This is a genomic window from Micromonospora sp. NPDC047740, assembly GCF_043204735.1.
In the GTDB taxonomy this organism is placed as follows: Bacteria; Actinomycetota; Actinomycetes; order Mycobacteriales; family Micromonosporaceae; genus Micromonospora.
In genome coordinates this window covers 53,252-69,908 of the sequence record NZ_JBIDCT010000024.1, presented here as the reverse complement: position 1 = coordinate 69,908, position 16,657 = coordinate 53,252, and the positions used below count along the sequence as shown (strand labels likewise).

9 protein-coding genes are annotated in these 16,657 nt (G+C 66.7%); all 9 read right to left on the bottom strand.

The annotated features are described in order from the left end of the window. Positions 1–190: 190 nt before the first annotated feature. A complete protein-coding gene (locus tag ACGF4F_RS32445) occupies positions 191–580 on the bottom strand; it encodes a HEAT repeat domain-containing protein (RefSeq protein WP_393083541.1) in 390 nt (129 codons plus the stop codon). Between the two features lie 86 nt (positions 581–666). After that, positions 667–2,400, bottom strand: a complete 1,734-nt coding sequence (locus ACGF4F_RS32440) for a hypothetical protein (protein WP_393083538.1) — start codon at positions 2,398–2,400, stop codon at positions 667–669. A 290-nt stretch (positions 2,401–2,690) separates the two neighbouring features. Next, positions 2,691–3,659 carry an ABC transporter substrate-binding protein gene (locus ACGF4F_RS32435; RefSeq protein ID WP_357443838.1) on the bottom strand — a complete coding sequence of 323 codons (969 nt, stop codon included), beginning with the start codon at positions 3,657–3,659 and terminating at the stop codon, positions 2,691–2,693. A 57-nt stretch (positions 3,660–3,716) separates the two neighbouring features. Beyond that, positions 3,717–4,700: an ABC transporter permease gene (locus tag ACGF4F_RS32430; protein ID WP_357443836.1), complete on the bottom strand. Its 984-nt coding sequence runs from the start codon at positions 4,698–4,700 to the stop codon at positions 3,717–3,719. 47 nt (positions 4,701–4,747) lie between these two features. Then, entirely contained in the window at positions 4,748–6,403 is a 1,656-nt protein-coding gene (locus ACGF4F_RS32425; protein ID WP_393083534.1) for a sugar ABC transporter ATP-binding protein, read from the bottom strand. Between the two features lie 49 nt (positions 6,404–6,452). Next, complete coding sequence (locus ACGF4F_RS32420) at positions 6,453–6,650, bottom strand: hypothetical protein (RefSeq protein ID WP_393083531.1); 198 nt, start codon at positions 6,648–6,650, stop codon at positions 6,453–6,455. A gap of 883 nt (positions 6,651–7,533) precedes the next feature. Continuing rightward, a complete protein-coding gene (locus tag ACGF4F_RS32415) occupies positions 7,534–10,935 on the bottom strand; it encodes a glycoside hydrolase N-terminal domain-containing protein (RefSeq protein ID WP_393083528.1) in 3,402 nt (1,133 codons plus the stop codon). Positions 10,936–11,023: 88 nt separating this feature from the next. Further along, positions 11,024–14,212, bottom strand: coding sequence for a glycoside hydrolase N-terminal domain-containing protein (locus tag ACGF4F_RS32410; protein WP_393083525.1), 3,189 nt, complete (start codon positions 14,210–14,212; stop codon positions 11,024–11,026). Between the two features lie 197 nt (positions 14,213–14,409). Then, entirely contained in the window at positions 14,410–16,647 is a 2,238-nt protein-coding gene (locus ACGF4F_RS32405; RefSeq protein WP_393083522.1) for an alpha-L-fucosidase, read from the bottom strand. Positions 16,648–16,657: the final 10 nt, after the last annotated feature.

The window sequence follows — 16,657 nt, the reverse complement described above, 5'->3', positions numbered from 1 at the left end:
GTGCGCCCCACGGCCAACATCTCGACCGACCCACGGGCTCGTTAGACGACACGTGGAGGGACGACCATGGCGTCAAGGATCCGACGCGGTTTCGCCAACCCATCATGCGAGGCTCGGTCGGGGCGGCGGCAGGGCGCGAGACGTCGCGCCCTGCCGCGATCCGCCGGCGGACTATCGGGGCCGGGTCTCGTCAACTCGAGCAGGAGCTGTTCCTCGTGTGATGGACTGCGACCGGTGCTGGCCAGTCCGCTGATGGTGGCCGCCGGACCGCGGCTTCGTCGTCTCGCGCCAGCGTTGCCGGCAGCGGCGTCGTGCGGGAGTCCGAGTCGACCACTTTCGGGAGCGCGTCGGCGGCCTGGACCCGCAATTGCGGGTCCTCGTCGGCAGCCAACGCCAGCAGCGCGTCGACCGCCGCCGGCCCGCCGGCCGAGCCGAGGGCGTCGCTGGCCGCTCGCGGACGTGCCGGTCGGGGTCTTGGAGAACGCGCCGCACTGCTGCGGCCCACTCGGTGATCAGCTTGGTCGGTCTGCGGTGCAGGATCCCGGTGAAGATGCGATGCGACACGGCCGTGCGGGCCCATCCTGACGACACATCAAGATCGCCCCGCACGGCCGCTTCCATCACCGAACCGGAGCCGCTCAGCTATCGCGCGCCAAGTCGTAACGACTACACGGCTGCAATGGCACGCTGGAGGTCAAGGAGGTCACTCCCCTGGCCAAGGTCCGTGCCGAAGTCGAGGCTCTCGGATTCGATGTCTCCGGTGAATGATCCGTGAGCAGACGGTTTGTCGAGCCCACCCGAACCAGGGCTGGTGAGGCCGGTAATCCCTGCGGTGAGGGAGGCTGGTGCCACGTCGGAAACCTCCATGCCCAAGTTTTTGTCGTTGGTGACACGGATGCCCCAGTGGACGATGCGGCATCCGAAGTAGGGCCCAGCGTCGCCTGCGCCTCCGACGCCCGCATCCTTGTTGGTGACGGTGATGTCGGTGCGGAGGTTCTCGAAGGGCAGTTGTCGATGCGTATCGAAGAGGCCCGTCTCCATGAGACCCCGTCGGTATACGTTGCCGCTCGAAAGCCCCTCGAGGTTGAGGCCGTGAAGGACGCTGCCGCGCACCGCAGGGACGGTGAAGTCCTCCAGGTGGAAGTCCTCGATCAGGTTGTCATGAGCGAGGATCCGGCATGCGACGAAGTGGTGGAGTGAGCGGCCACCGGCGGAGATCCCGGACATGGTGCAGGACTTGGCACCCGTCAGTCCGAAGGCCACATCGGCATTGAGGACGTGGACATCCTTGGCCCAACAGTCGTAGACCGCTTGGAAACATACCCCGTTCGAGCCGGGGTGCAGATTGTGTGCCGTCTGCGGGATGAGCTTGTTCTCGATCGTCAGCCCTTCCACCCCGCTGTCATGGATGGTCGGCCCGAGTTCGCGCAGCCGAGCGGGCGTCTCTCGGTGGATGGAAATCCTCAGGGGCTGCTCGATCCGCACTGACCGGGGAGAAAGAATCTCGATGACCTTGACCGGCCACCGCCAGGCCTGGAGATCTTCGAAGGCAGTCGGTGTCGCGATGCGAGCACCGTACCTGGCCCAATCGTACGTGTTCGCTCCGGCGATGTTGCCAGCCATCTCCTTGAGCAGCCGGTAGTTCGTTGGGTTATCTACCTCGAGAGCCACCATTTCGCCAGCCGTGAGATCGGCGGTGGAGTCGACGAAAAGGACGTCGGCGCCGCGGGTCGCCGGCGCGACTGCGGCCAGGGTAGAACCCCACAGGAAGCACTCGCTGAGTTCGGCCGCAAAGTCGTTGGCGAACGACTTGGCCAGCCGCTCGCGGGCGATGAAGAAAATTTGGCCGCCCGTCCATGACCAGTTGTTGCCACCCGCGTCGAGAGACTCACGCAGGGGACGCGAGAAGTACAGGATGGTCTTTCCCTTGCCTGCCCCTCTCAGGACCACGTTGGAGTCGCTAACGAACAGGGGCCGGTCGAGAACGTATCGCCCGGGCTCCAGCTTGAGAACGCCCCCACCGGCCGCACCGAGTCGGTCCAGCGCTGTCTGAAGAGCGCTACTGACGTCGACACCTGTGTCGGGCCGGATGCCCAAGCTCTGGGCAGGCGTGACGCTGTCGACCACCGGCGATGGCTGGATGGCTCCGCGCCGGTATCCCACCCGTCGCCAGTCCCCGAGGTTGTGGTAGCTCGACGGCGCCTCCGACCACGCGTCTAAGATCGCGTGGAGGTCGGTCGGAAGGCTACCGAAGCCTGCCTTGCTCCGGGCTGACGCGGCGGCAGCTTCGGCCAACGACGACGTGCCGGTGGTAAACGCTGCCGTGCCAGCAGCCCCCGCGGCGGCCGCCTTAAAGAGGGAACGTCTCCCGAATGTCCCTCGAGCTGTATAGTTGCTCATGTCTTTCCTCCCGCGGCGTGACCATCTCCCAGGACAGTCCTTCTGATTGCAGCCACTACTGTCTGGAAGGTTCGGGGCACCCTTTCTCCCCCGCGCGGTGCCTCCGTAATGGCTCCATCGGCGCTGACGTCGGCCAATTCGGTCGTGTGGTGCTACGCCCAGTTCAGCGCGCCTACCCAGGTCACGCTTGACCGAACGAGCTGATGGTGGCCCGGGGGGCTTGGCCACGTTGATGATCCGGCCAAGCTCCCCAGCGTTCGTGTGACGGCTGCTCGGATCAGTGGTCCGGCTTATTGATACAGCACGGCCGCGATCTCCGGCTTGTCGACGTTCGTCATGTCGTACCAGTAGTAGCCGGTGTCGATCACCTTGGGCATGCTCTCGCCCTTGATCGACTTCATGGCCGCGCTCACCAGCTGCTCACCCATCCCGATCGGATTCTGGGTGATGGCCCCCGCCATGACACCGCTCTTGATGGCATCAATCTGGGCCTTCCCGGAGTCGAATCCGACGATCTTGATGCCCTTCTTGCCGCTCTCCTCGACGCCCTTGATGGCGCCGATGGCCGAGCCCTCGTTGGAGCCGTAGATCCCGGCGATATCGGGATTCGCCGCAATGATCGACTTGGTGATATCCGCGGACTTCGCCTGGTCGCCACCGCCGTACTGCGGCTCCAGCAGGGTGATGCCCGGCGCGTTTGCCCTCATCCACTCGACAAACCCGTCTCGGCGGTCGATGCCCGAGCGGCTGGTCTGGTCGTGTACGACGAGGGCCACCTTGCCCTTGCCGCCGAGCAGCTCGGACATGTGCTTGGCGGCCTCGGCGGCGGCGGCCTTGTTGTCCGTGGCGGCCGTGGTCACCGGGATGTCGCTGTCGACGCCGGAGTCAAACGCGATGACCGGGATGTTGGCCGCCTTCGCCTGCTGCATGAGTGGCGCCGCGGCCTTGCTGTCCAAGGCGGCGAAGCCGATCGCCGCCGGCTTCTTGGCGATCGCATTGGTCAGCATTGTGACCTGCGCCTCGATGTCGGCCTCGGTCGCCGGTCCCTCGAAGGTGATCCTGGCTCCCTGCTTGGCAGCCTCTTGCTCGGCCCCCTGCTTCACCGCCTGCCAGAACTGGTGCTGGAACCCCTTGGAGACAATGGCGATGTACGGCTGCTCACCATCGCCACCGGCCCCGTCCGATGTAGAGGTGCATCCGGGCACGGCTACCATCAGCGTTGCGGCCGCAACTCCGGCCAGAAGGCGCCTTCTTCTCATGTCGACCACATTCTCCTACCTATGTGTAATGTTGGTGCGGTTCCCACGAGCCACATCTCAGGCTGCGCGTTTGCGAATCATGTCGGCGTACACCGCCACGAGAATGACGCAGCCCAGGATCACGTTCTGCCATTCCTGCGGGATCGACAGGATCTGCAGGCCATTGTTCAGAACAGAGATGATGAGTGCGCCGATCGCGGTGCCCACGATGGACCCCTTGCCGCCGGCGAGCGAGGTGCCGCCGATGACCACTGCCGCGATGGCCTGCAGTTCGTAGCCCGCGCCGGTGGCCGGTTGAGCCGAGCCGAGGCGTGCGGAGATCATGACGCCGGCAAGGCCGATGAACAGACCGGCGAGCGTGTAGACGATGATTTTCCACTTGCGTACGCTGACGCCGGACAGCGCTGTTGCCTCTTCGTTGCTGCCGATCGAATACGTGTAACGCCCGAGGACGGTTTTGTTCAGCAGGATCCCTGCCGTGATCGCCGCCGCGACCAGCACGAGCACCGCGTTGGGGAAGTCGACGCCGGGGATGAGACTGCCGGTGGAAATGGCGAAGTAGCCGGGGGTGTCGTTGAAGTAGATCGGTGCGCTGTGGGAGACCACGAGCGCAAGCCCCTGGGCGACCAGCATCATCGCCAATGTCGCGATGAACGGCGGGATCCTCAGGATGGCGACGTTGAATCCATTGATGAGGCCGATGAGCCCACCGAACAGAACGGCACCGAGCACGCCCACCGCGAGCGGCAGGTGCAGGTTGACGATGAACACGCCGGACATCACCGCGCTCAGCGCCATGCCGGTACCCAGCGACAGGTCGATGCCGCCTGTGATGATCACGAAGGTTGTGCCCAGTGCGAGCGTTCCGATCACGACCGTAGAGAACAGGATGTTCGTGACGTTGGGATAGGTGAAGAAGCTGGGGCTGGCGAACGCGAAGACCGTGAAGATGACGATGAGGCTGGCGAACGCGAGGAACTGTTGGAGCCGGCTGCGCAGTGTTGCGCTCAGTCCACCGGTAGCTGGCTGCGGTGATGACATCGCCGCAGGCGGCGAGGCCGTTGCGGCCGCTGATACCGGGCGCGTAGTCATTGGTCTCCTGCTTTCTGGGCGGTCTGCGTGGGTGCGTCCTCGGCCTGCAGAAGTTGGGCCGCGTCGGCCGGGTTTTCGTCGGGGCGCAGCGTGGCGTAGTGCATGACGCGTTCCTGGGTGGCTTCGGCGGCGCTGAGCAGCCCGGTGATGCGACCCTCGCTCATCACGACGATGCGGTGTGACATACGCAGGACCTCGGGCAACTCGGAGGAGATCATAATGATCGATTTACCTTGCTGTGCCAGCTCGTTGAGCAGTCGGTAGATCTCTTCCTTGGCGCCGACGTCGATGCCCCGGGTCGGCTCGTCGAAGATCAGAATGTCGCAGTCTTTGAGCAGCCACTTGGCGATGACGACCTTCTGTTGGTTGCCGCCGGAGAGGTTCTTGGTCGTCTGTCGCACCGATGGCGTCTTGATGCGCAGCGCGCCGACGTATTGTGCGGTTCGGGCCCGCATGGCCTTGTCGCGCATGAAGCCGAACGAAGTGAACAGCTCCCGCAGCGAACTGAGGGCGATGTTGGCGGTGACGTCCTGCTCAAGTAGCAGGCCGAGGTGTTTGCGGTCCTCGGACAGGTAGCCGATGCGGTGCCTGGCCGCATCGGCCGGGTTCTGTATCGCGACGTGTTTGCCGGCCAGGGTGATGGTGCCGGAGGTGGTCCTGTCCGCGCCGACGAGGGCTCTTGCTACCTCGGTGCGCCCCGCGCCCATGAGCCCGGCAAATCCTAGTATTTCGCCCTTGCGCAGCTCGAAGCTGACGTTGTTCAGCAGCGCTTTGGTGCTCAGCCCTTCGACTTTCAGCAGCACCTCGCGGTCCTCGCGCACCCCTTCGGGTCTGGCGCTTACGGTAATGGCGCGACCGACCATCAGGGCGATGACCTCTTTCATGGTGGTCGTCGCCGTTGGCACGGTGTCGACGTACTGGCCGTCTCGCAGCACGGTGATTCGGTCGGAGATGGCCTTGATTTCGGCCATCCGGTGGGAGATGTAGATCACGCCGGTGTCCGGGCGGGTGAAGCGGCCGATCAGCTCGTGCAGCGTCGCTACCTCGGCTTCGTTGAGGGCGGCGGTCGGCTCGTCCATGATGAGCACCTTGGCGTCATAGGAGAGCGCCTTGGCGATCTCGACCATCTGCTGCTTGGCCACGGTCAGTCGGCCGACGACCCGCTTCGGGTCCAGCGGCAACTGCAGCCGGTCGATCAGCTCTGCGGCCCGGGCGTTCAGCTTGCGCTCGTCGAGGAAGAAGTTGGCCAGGCGCGGTTCGCGGCCGATGAAGATGTTCTGCGCCACCGTGAGGTCGGGCATCAGGTTGAATTCCTGGTGGATGATGCTGATGCCCTGCTCCTGGGCTTGTTTCGGTCCGGCGACCTCGAACCGCTCGCCGTTGAGATAGAACTCGCCCTCATCGGCGGCATAGATGCCGGAGAGCAGTTTCATCAGAGTCGACTTGCCCGCACCATTTTCGCCAACCAGCGCCAGCACCTCGTTGTGGCGCAGGTCCAGGTGGACACCGGAAAGCGCCTTGACGCCCGGGAAGCTCTTACTCACGCCCTCGAGTCGCAGCAGCGGCTCGTCCGACGCTGGTGCGCGCGTTGACGCAGTCGGAGGTGTCCCCGACAGCACCATGAGATCTCCTCGGAAGTCGATTTCGGACACGTTAGGTGGCTGTGGCAGGTCAGTGGACGGCCCGGAAGAGGGCATCGGGTCAGAGGGCACGCCGCAGCCAGCCGTCGACGCTGGCGATATGGACCGTCGCCCATGATCGGGCAACCTCCGGCTGCCGCGCCGTGCTGGCAATCAGAGTCACGGCATGCTGCTCGCGGGTCTTGGCCACCGCCCCCTTCTGCGTCAAGCCACGGCAGATCCGTGGCTTGAGCCGGGTGTGTAGCATGATGCGCTCCATACGGCCCTCCTTTTGGGTCCGACCGGCGACGCGAAAGTCCACTACGGCAACACATCGGATGTCTATCAGCCCGATGGATGCCTCCGCAAGACCCCAGCCGAGCCCGTGAGCGGACGGGCGCATCAGCGGGTGTTTGGAAGTCTTCGTGATGGGTGGCGTGCTGCGCGCCGGTGACCGGATGCTCGTCCATAGTGGCCAGCTGCACCTGCTGGGAGGAAGACCAGGTCATCGAACGGATCCTCGTCGTGCTACGCCGAAGGCCCGCGCCGCCCAGGGCCGGGCCGCAGAACCCACGGCGGGCATCATCGACTCCCAAGGCGGCATAGCCTCCGGGACGGCCGGCCAGGGTACCCGCGGCCATGACACGGGTAAGACGGCCGTAAACGGTTCGGCCCCGCCACCTCCGAAACGGATGATCCGCTGGGCCGCAATCAACGGCATGCTCCGCCTCACCCGCGGCCGGCCGGCCCGCCTTCTGCCTCGCGCGAGCGCCCGGTAGACATCGGATGTATTTTCGCGGGGCTACGGTGAAGGACGGCAACGGGTCGGGAGGTCGCCGCCGCGATCGCCTACCTGGCCAGCCCGCTGGCCGCAGCTACCATCGGCACAGTCCTCGCCGTCGACGATGGCCTGCACGGCCTGCGAATGCGCCCCACGTCACGGGTAGGCCGCCGACAGGGCGGTTGGGCGAGGTGGGTAGGTGCCGTCGGCTCGGCACCCTACCCGCCTCGTCTCGTCAGGGGGCCTCCACGCTGAGCCCGAAAACATGCAGCTTGGTGTGGACCGGCAGGGTCACCGCGACCAAAGTCCTGCCTGGATCGGCGGCGAACACCTGGTGGAACCACCGCACCATCTTGGGCCGTTTCCCTTGACCGCGGGGGCATCAGTCGAAGGCCCCCGCCTGCCAGCGGGTGACCTCGTCCGCCGTCAGGACTCGGGGGAAGATCGCTGCTCGGTCGACCGCGCCGGTCAGTCGCTGGCCACCGTTCTGGTCGGCGCCGAAGCGCAGTTGCCGGGTGGCGCAACCGTTGATGCCGTCCTGGGGAACCTGGGCGGACCCGGCCACCGCGCCGTCGATGTACACGGTGATCACGCCGGTACGGGCCATCACGATCACCAGGTTCAGGTAACGCCCGGTCGGCACGGTGGCGGTCGTCGTCACGTTGCGGCCGGACCCGATGAACCGCACCTGGTTGCTCGGCGTCAGGTCGATCAGCACCCCGTCCGTGCCCGGGTTGCCGGACGGCTGGAAGTCGAACAACCGCCGGTAGGAGCCGGAGGTGGTCACCTTCACCTCGGCGGCGAACGTCGCCTCCTTGAGGAATCCGAGCGAGGTGGGCGACGTACGCCAGTAGGTGTTGCCGTCGAACACCATCGCGCTGCCGGTCGGGCCGGCGCTGTCGTAGGTCGCCGTGCCCTGGACCGTCGCGTCGCGGTGGTAGGTCGACGTGTCGCCGACGGTAGAGCCGGACGTCGGGTTCCAGGCGACGAGCGGCTGGTTCGCCGGGGGCACCGCACAGGGCGGCGGCAGGTCGATCTCGACCTGGGTGACGGCAGCCGCCTGCCATCCGTCGCCGGTCAGCACGGCCCGCACCGGCTCGTTCGTCCTGCTGCCAGCGATCGGGGTGACCTGGAAGGTGTAGGTCCGCGACTCGCCCGCCTGGATCGGCAGGACCTTTACCCGGGCCGGCTGGTAGGTCCAACCCTCGGGTAGCCGCAGCGTCAGTTCGCCGGCGGGTACGGTCTTGTCCGGCGCGGACACGGTCACGTCGGCCGGGAACTCCTGACCGTCCTCGACCTTCGCCGGCGCCCGCACATCCATGATGGCCAGGGATACGGCGACATAGCGGTGGCCCGCTACGGCGTCGAAGCTGATTTCCTGGCCGTCGCGGTTGATGTCGATCTTTTTTCCCGTGGTGGCGTCAACGACCTGGAAGCGCCCGCTGAAGAGGCTGCTGCGTACCCGCAGCGGCCCGGCCTGTCCCGCGTGGACCGCGATCCGGGTCGCGGCTCCCCCGGTCCAGTCGGCGTCGACGGTCACGTCACCGCGGGCCCGCAGGCCGGTGACCGAGCCGTCCGGCCAGAAGTCGGGTACGGCCGGCAGCACGTCGACCACGCCGTGCTGGCTCTGCAGCAGCATCTCCGCCACACCGGCGGTGGCACCGAAGTTGCCGTCGATCTGGAACGGCGGGTGGGTATCCCACAGGTTCGTCAGCACGCTGTTCTTCAGCAACTCGGAGAGCATCTTGTGCGAGTGGTTGCCGTCGAGCAGCCGGGCCCAGAAGTTGATCTTCCACGCTTTGCTCCAGCCCGTCCCGCCGTCACCACGCGCGGTCAGCGAGACTGCCGCCGCCTTGGCGTATTCCGGAGTCGACAGCGGCGAGATCTGCCGGCCCGGGTGCAGCCCGAACAGGTGCGACACGTGTCGGTGGTCATTCTTCGGGTCGTCCCAGTCCGCCTTCCACTCCTGGAGCTGCCCCCACGAGCCGATCCGGGTGCCCGGGTCGAGCCGATCAAGCGTCTGCGCGACCTCGGCGCGGAAGTCCGTCTCGTCACCGAGCGCAGCGGCGGCCTCGGATACGTTGGTCAGCAGGTCCCAGATGATCTGCTGGGACATCGAGGCGCCGGCGGAGAAGTCGCCCTGCTCCGGCGAATAGCTCGGGCTGACCACCAGCCTACCGTCGCGTGGGTCGACGACCAGCTCGTCCATCCAGAACTGCGCGAGCTGCTTCATGACCGGGTACGCGCGGTCACGCAGGAATGCCTCGTCCCGAGTGAACAGGTAGTGCTCGTAGTAGTGCTGGGCCAGCCAGGCCGCTGCCTCCGGGAACCAGAACGCGGTCGCCCAGTCGTGTACGCCGGTGAAGCCGAACGGGTTGGTCTCGTTGTGCACCACCCAGCCGCGGTTGCCGAACATCTCCCGGGCGGTGACCTGGCCCGGTGCGACCATGCCGTCGACGTAGTCGAACAGCGGGTCGGTGGTCTCCGCCAGGTTCGTCGTCTCCGCCGGCCAGTAGTTCATCTGCAGGTTGATGTTGACGTGGTAGTCGGCCGACCAGGGTGGGCTGGTGGAGTTGTTCCAGACGCCCTGCAGGTTTGCCGGCAGCGAGCCACCGCGCGACGAGGCGACCAGCAGGTAGCGGCCGTACTGGAAGAACAACACCTCCAGGGCCTTGCGGGCGGCCGGGGTTGCCGAGCCGTCGCGGTAGCTGTTGAGCAGCTGGTCGGTCGGGATCGCCGGCATCTGCTGGCCGACGTCGAGCGTGACCCGGTCGAACAACGCCCGGTAGTCGGTCACGTGGGCCGTGCGCAGGGCGCTGAAGGACTTGGCCGCGGCGGTGTCCACCCGCGCGGTCACGGCGTCATGCGGATCCGGGCCACGGTATGTCGGATACGCGTTGGCATAGTCGGTGCCCGCCGCCAGCATCAGGGTCACCGAGTCGGCACCGGTCACCGTGATGCTGCCGTCGGGGTTGTCCACCCGCTGGCCGCCGATGTTGACGACCTGGAGCTGCGACTCGAAGCGCATCGCGTTGTCGTTGAGCCGGCCCGAGAGGGTGATCCGGCCGTCCTTGGCGGACAGGCTCTTCGAGCGGTTGGTTGGCGCAGTCACGGATGTCGTGAAGGCAACCGCGCCGGGCTGGTCGGCGCTGATCCGGGCGACGAGCACGCTGTCCGCCGCGGACGCGAAGTACTCCCGGGAGTAGCGCACGCCGCCGGCGGTGTAGGTAACCCCGGCGGTGGCGTCGGAGATGTCGAGGTAGCGGCGGTAACCGGTGATGCTGGTTGGTGCGTCGATCATCGACAGGCGTACGTCACCGAAGCTCTGGTACGCGCCGAAGCCGCTCTTCGGCTGCCCGAGCTTGCTCGCCACCCACGACGGGCTGACCCGCTGCTCCGCCTCGATGCGCCGCTGCACCTCCTCGAGGGCGTCGGGTCGGGGGCTGGTCCAGTTGCCGTAGTTGTAGCCCTGTTGGGATCCGGGTCCTCCGGTCCACAGTGTCTTTTCGTTGAACTGCAGCTGTTCGGTGGCTACACCACCGAAGACGGCCGCGCCGAGGGCGCCGTTGCCGATCGGCAGCGACTGCGACTCCCAGTTGGTCGCGGGCTTGTCGTACCAGAGGGTCATGCCGTTGGAGTGGGACGGCGCCGCTTGGGGCGCTGCCGGGGCGAGCGCGGCGGTGCCGGCCTTGGCCGGGACGGCCGCTAGGCCGATCGCGGCGCAGAGGACGGCGCCGAGCAGGCCGGCCAGGCCAGCCCGCCGGTTGTCAGCACGGTGAATCACACGGTCCTCCTTGCTGGTCAGGCGTGACGTGCGCGACTTGTGGTCCGCGCTGAGCTCGGCAGGGGCGGCGCCGAGCTCAGCGCGGTGGCTAGAAGACCTGGACCTCGGCCAGGGAGAGGGGATTCTCGCCGGCGAGTTGGATGCGCACGTAGCGCCCCTTTTGGCCAACGTCGGTCACTGTGGGTGAGCCTGCCTGCGCGGAATGGTGGTTGGCCCACACCCCGGGTTGCGCGAGCGCCTCGTCGAGCGATCCCGCCTGGAACGGCTCCTCGGAGATCAGCAGGTAGTAGTCGGTCAGCCGGGCAGCGCAGCAGTCCGTCCGGTTCCAGATCGCCACCTCGTCGATCTGCTGCACCGCTCCGAGGTCGACCTGCCACCACGGTTGGCGCTGGGCAGCGGTGTGGGTGACCGATCCGGCACTCCACACCCCGTTGGTGTTGCCGTCCACCGCCCGGCTCGGGATCCCGCCCGAGCTGACGCTCGACTGGGTGGCGGTCTTGCCCAGAGCCAGGTTGGGCCGCGACACCGTCACCCGTACCGGCACGGTCAGCTTCCATTCGTCGGTGGTAACGATCGCGGTGATGGGGTACGAGCCGTCCGCTGCCGCCTTCGGTATCCGCACCGTGAACACCGCAGTCGCCGAGTTGCCCGGCTGAATGGGCCGGTTTCGCACCGAGGCGGGTGTGGCCGACCAGCCGTCGGGCAGTTCGAGGCGGGCCTGGGTGGCGGGCACCGTCTGCCTGTCGGACGCCGCGACCGTCACCGCGACAGGCAACTCGGCACCCGGGCGCTGGGCATCCGTGGACGCCGCCACCGCCACCGTCGCCTGCGCGGCGATGCGGTAGCTCTCCCCCGCGCTGGTCGGCAGCGTCAGCAGGTCGCCGTCGACCTGGTAGTCGGCGGGCTTGCCGTCAGCTTTGTAAACCCACACCTTGCCCCGGAACATGTCGCTGCGCAGCGTGGCACGGCCGCCCTTGTCCGAGGTCAGCCGGATCTCGGTCGGCATGCCCGACCGCCAGGTGGTGCCGAGGGTGAAGGCGCCGCGGGCACGCAGCCCGTCCACCCGGCCATCGCGCCACGTGCTCGGAAGCGCGGGCAGCACGTCGATCGTGCCCAGGTGGCTCTGCAGCAGCATCTCGGTGATCCCCGAGGTCGCGCCGAAGTTGCCGTCGATCTGGAACGGCGGGTGGGTGTCCCACAAATTGGGCAGCGTGCTCGACTTGAGCTGGTCGGCGAGGAGTTTGTGAGCCCGATCCCCGTCCAGCAGCCGGGCCCAGAAATTGATCTTCCAAGCTTTACTCCAACCGGTACCCACGTCGGTGCGCGCATTGAGCGACACCTTGGCCGCCTCGGCGAGCTCCGGGGTGGTGCGGGGCGAGATCTGCCGGCCCGGGTGCAGCGCGAACATGTGGGAGACGTGCCGATGCGTCTCCTTCGGGTCGTCGCGATCGATCTTCCACTCCTGCAGTTGCCCCCACGAGCCGATCCGCAGCCCCGGATCGAGGTCCTTCAGCACCTGGTCCGCCTTGGCCACGAGCGCGGTGTCCCCCGTGATCGTGGCGGCCTCGTGGAGGTCGGTGAACAGATGCCAGAGGATCTGCTGGGACATCGACGCGCCGGCGGTCGCGGGACCGAGTTCGGGCGAGCGGCTCGGCGTCGATACCAGGGTCCCGTCTCGAGGGTCGGTCTGCAGCGACTCCAGCCAGAACTGTGCGGTCTCCTTCATCACCGGGTACGCGACCTGACGCAGATAGCGCTCGTCGAGGGTGAAACGGTAGTGGTCGTAGAGCTGATCCGAGAACCACGCGCCAGACTCGGGGAAGAAGTAGGCCGGGTGGTCCCAGGCCCCGGTCCAGCCGTAGATGTTGGAGGCGTGGTGTGCCACCCAGCCCTGTTCCACTCCGTAGAGTTGTCGAGCCGTGACGCGGCCGGGCTCCCGCAGGCTGTCGATGTAGTCGAAGAGCGGTTCGGCGGTCTCCGACAGGTTGGTCATCTCGGCCGGCCAGTAGTTCATCTGCAGGTTGATGTTGAGGTGGTAGTCGGACTGCCACGGCGGGGCTTCGAGGTTGTTCCAGACGCCTTGCAGGTTTGCCGGCAGCGACCCGGGCCGCGACGAGGCGATCAACAGGTAGCGGCCGTACTGGAAGAACAACTCCTCCAACGCCCGGTCGGCTGACGCGGATCCCCGGCCGTACTGGCCGAGCAGTTGGTCGGTCGGGATGTCCGGCAGCTTCCCGGCGAGGTCAAGGCTGACCCGGTCGAACAGCGCGGCGTAGTCCGCCTGGTGGTCGGCGAGCAGTGCGGCGTATCCCTTGGCGGCGGCACTGTCGACGGCGGCGGTCAGCCGCTCATGGGGAGCGGTGCCGCGGTAGGTGGGGTAGTTGTTGGCGTAGTCGGTCCCGGCCGCGAGGATCAACAGCACGCTGTCCGCGCCGGCGACGCTCACCGTGCCGTCCGATCCGTCGGTCCGGCTGCCGCCCTGGTTGACCACCTGCAGTTGCGACTCGTACCGCAGCCCGTTGCTGTCCAACGCACCAGTCATGGTGATCCGGCCGGCACTCGCGGTCACCGCGCGCGAGCGATTGGTCGGCGCGGTCACCCGCGCGGTCAGGTCGATCTGTCCGGGCCGGTCGGCGCTGATCCGCGACACGATGACCCCGTCAGGGGAGGTCGCGAAGTACTCACGCGTGTACCGGATGCCGTTGTCGACGTAGGAGACACCTGCGACGGCTCGGGAGATGTCGAGATCCCGGCGGTAGTCGGTGACCGACGTTGACGCGCGGGGAAAGTCCAGCCGCACGTCGCCGAAGCTCTGGTACGCGCCGAATCGGCGGTGGCGAGGTGAGTCCGACGGCAAGCCGAGTGCCTTCAGCACATCGTTCTCGGAGATCGCACCCTCGTCCCAGATTCGCTGCCGGATCCCGTCGAGTGCCCCCGGGCGCGGCGATGCCCAGTTGCCGAAGTTGTAGTCGCTCACCCCTGGGCCACCGGTCCACAGCGACTTCTCATTGAACTGCAGCCGCTCGGAGCGCACTCCCCCGAACACCGCCGCGCCCATGTTGCCGTTGCCGATGGGCAGGGACCGGGTCTCCCAGCCGTTGTCAGTGTCCGGGGTGGGCTGGTCATACCAGAGGCGCAGCTCCGAATCGCCCTCGGCGGCGACGCTCGCCCCGGCACCGAGCGACAGTGCCTGCGCCGGACTGGCTTGCGCAGACGAGACGCCAAGGCTCGCGCACATCACGGTGATCAGCAGGCCGGCTAGTGCTCGCTTGCGCATCGCAACCCCCATAGCCACAGACATCCGATGTGTCTCGGGACACTATCCGGCATCGATGGACATCGGCAAGGGTTCGGATGCAAGAACGAGCGACGAATGATCTGATCTTTGGGGGGCGCGTCGCAGCACCACGAGCAGATTGCCCGCGCCGTTCGGCCGAGTTCGGTCGAACGGCGCGGGCGATCCAGGCCGGCAGCTCAGCTCGGGCGCCGACCGAACACCTCCACTTCGGCGAGCGACAACGGATCGCTGGCCGAGGTCAACTGCACCCGTACGTAGCGGCCGGTCATGCCGACGGGGATGCGAGTGGGGCTCGCGGCGGTCTCGGGGTGATGGAAGGCCCGCACGCCCGGCTGGGCCAGCGTCCCGGCCACCGAGTCGCTGGTGAACGGCGTATCGGAGACGAAGACGTAGTAGTTGCTCAGCCGTGTGGAGCAGCAGTCGGTGCGGTTCCACAACGCGATCTCGCCGATCTGGTAGCTCTGCTGGAGATCGACCTGCCACCATGCCTCGGACTCGGGTTGAGCGGTGTGGGTGACCGACCCCCCGCTCCACACGCCGTTGGTGTTGCCGTCCACTGCGCGTTCGGGGTTCCCGTTGCTGCCCTGGTAGAGGCTCTTCTGGCTGGTGGGTTTGCCGAGCGCGAGGTTGTAGTCGAAGCCCACCAGGAGCGACCTGTGGACCTGGTACGTGGTCCGGCCGAAGGAGGCGCTTGCGGTGAGCGTATAGCGGTCCGGCTCGGTGTTCGCCGTTGGTCGCACCTGGAACTCGACGGTGCGTGACGCGCCGGCGGGAAGCTCCTTCACTACTGTCCGCTCGGGAGTCACCGACCAGCCCGGCGGTACCTGCAGGGCCAGGCGGCCGTCGGGGGCCGTCACCTTCGACGGGTTGGTTACCGTCAGCTTCGTCGTGAACGGCAGCCCCGGTTCGGTGTTCTTCGGCGCGTCCAGCTTCGTACGCAGCACCTGCCGCACCTCGGGGGTGGTGATCTTAAAGGTGTACGCGTGGGTGCTGGTCGTGGCGGACGCGCCGTCACCGGGCATGGAGATCGTTACCGCGTCGTCGCTCTTTCGCCAGGGCAGGGCCCGCCCGTTCGAGCCCAGTAGAGTGATCGTGCTGTTGTTTGCCAGTGGCAGGTCGTCAGAGAGAGTCAACTCGGTGCCCGGCCACTGCAGTGCGGTCACGTAGAGGGCTTCGTCCTTGACGGTGTAGCGCACCGGGACGTTGCTGCGGGCATCCTCGGCGTGGTTCCAGTAGGTGCTGCCGTGGATCGCCTCGCCGTTGGTCTTCAGCCAGGAACCGAGTGCCCGTACGCGCTCGGCCTGCACCTCGGGGATCGTGCCGTCGGCCTTCGGTCCGAGGTTCAGCAGCAGGTTTCCGTTCTTGCTGACGATGTCGACGAAGCTGTCGATGAGTTCATCGGCGCTGAGGTAGTCGTCCGGGCCTTCCTCGGCGTTGTAGCCGAAGGACTTGCCGAGGCCGCGGGTCGCCTCCCACTTCTGTGGGTTGATGTCGGCTTCCACCCGGTACTCCGGCGTGGTGAAGTCGGAGATCCCGTTGCCGCACCGGTTGTTGACGGTCACGTCCTTCGGACTCGGTCGGTTCTTGGCCTGGTTGAAGTAGTAGGCCATCAGTTCGTTGCTGTTGTTCGGCCCGTTGAGGTCGCACCAGAAGATGTCTGGGTCGAAGCGGTCCACCAGTTCGCGCATCTGCGGATACTGGTGGTCCATCACGTAGCTGTGGACCGGCTTGTACCCGGTGTACGGGATCGGCTCGCGGGTGTACGGGTTGATCGGGCCGTTCCGTTCGCGGCCCCCGGCAGGGTGGTACCACTCGGGCAGCGAGTAGTAGAGCCCCTTCTTCAGCGGATAGTCCTCGGCGGCATCGAACAACTCCCGGACCAGGTCACGGTGCGGTCCGAGCGCGACGGTGGATCTGTCGGTGGTGGCGGTGTCCCACAATGCGACGCCGTCGTGGTGTTTCGAGACGAGTACGAAGTACTTCGCTCCACCTTCGACGAACAGGTCCAACCAGTCCTGCGGTTTGAACTTGTCCGGCTTCCACTGCTCGATGAATCGGTCGTACGGGAAATCCTCGCCGTACGTGTCGGCGTGGTGGCGGTGCGTCGGGGCGGTCTGTTTGTTCATCTCGCTCCAGTACCACTCCGCGTACGCCCGACCACCGCTCTTCGGCGCGAAGGCCGGCACCGAGTACGGGCCCCAGTGGATGAAGAAGCCGAGCTTCGCGTCATCGAACCAGCGGGGCGCCTGATGCCGGTTGAGTGATTCCGGCGTCGGCTCGTAGTCCGGCTCGGCGCTGGCCTGGGTCTGCGACGTGGTCAGGATCGGTGCGGACGGATTCGCCGCCGCCACCGGCGTGGCCAGCGACAACGTGACCAGCGTAGTGAAGGCGATCGAGATGGGGGTCTTACGCACGGGAAGGCAC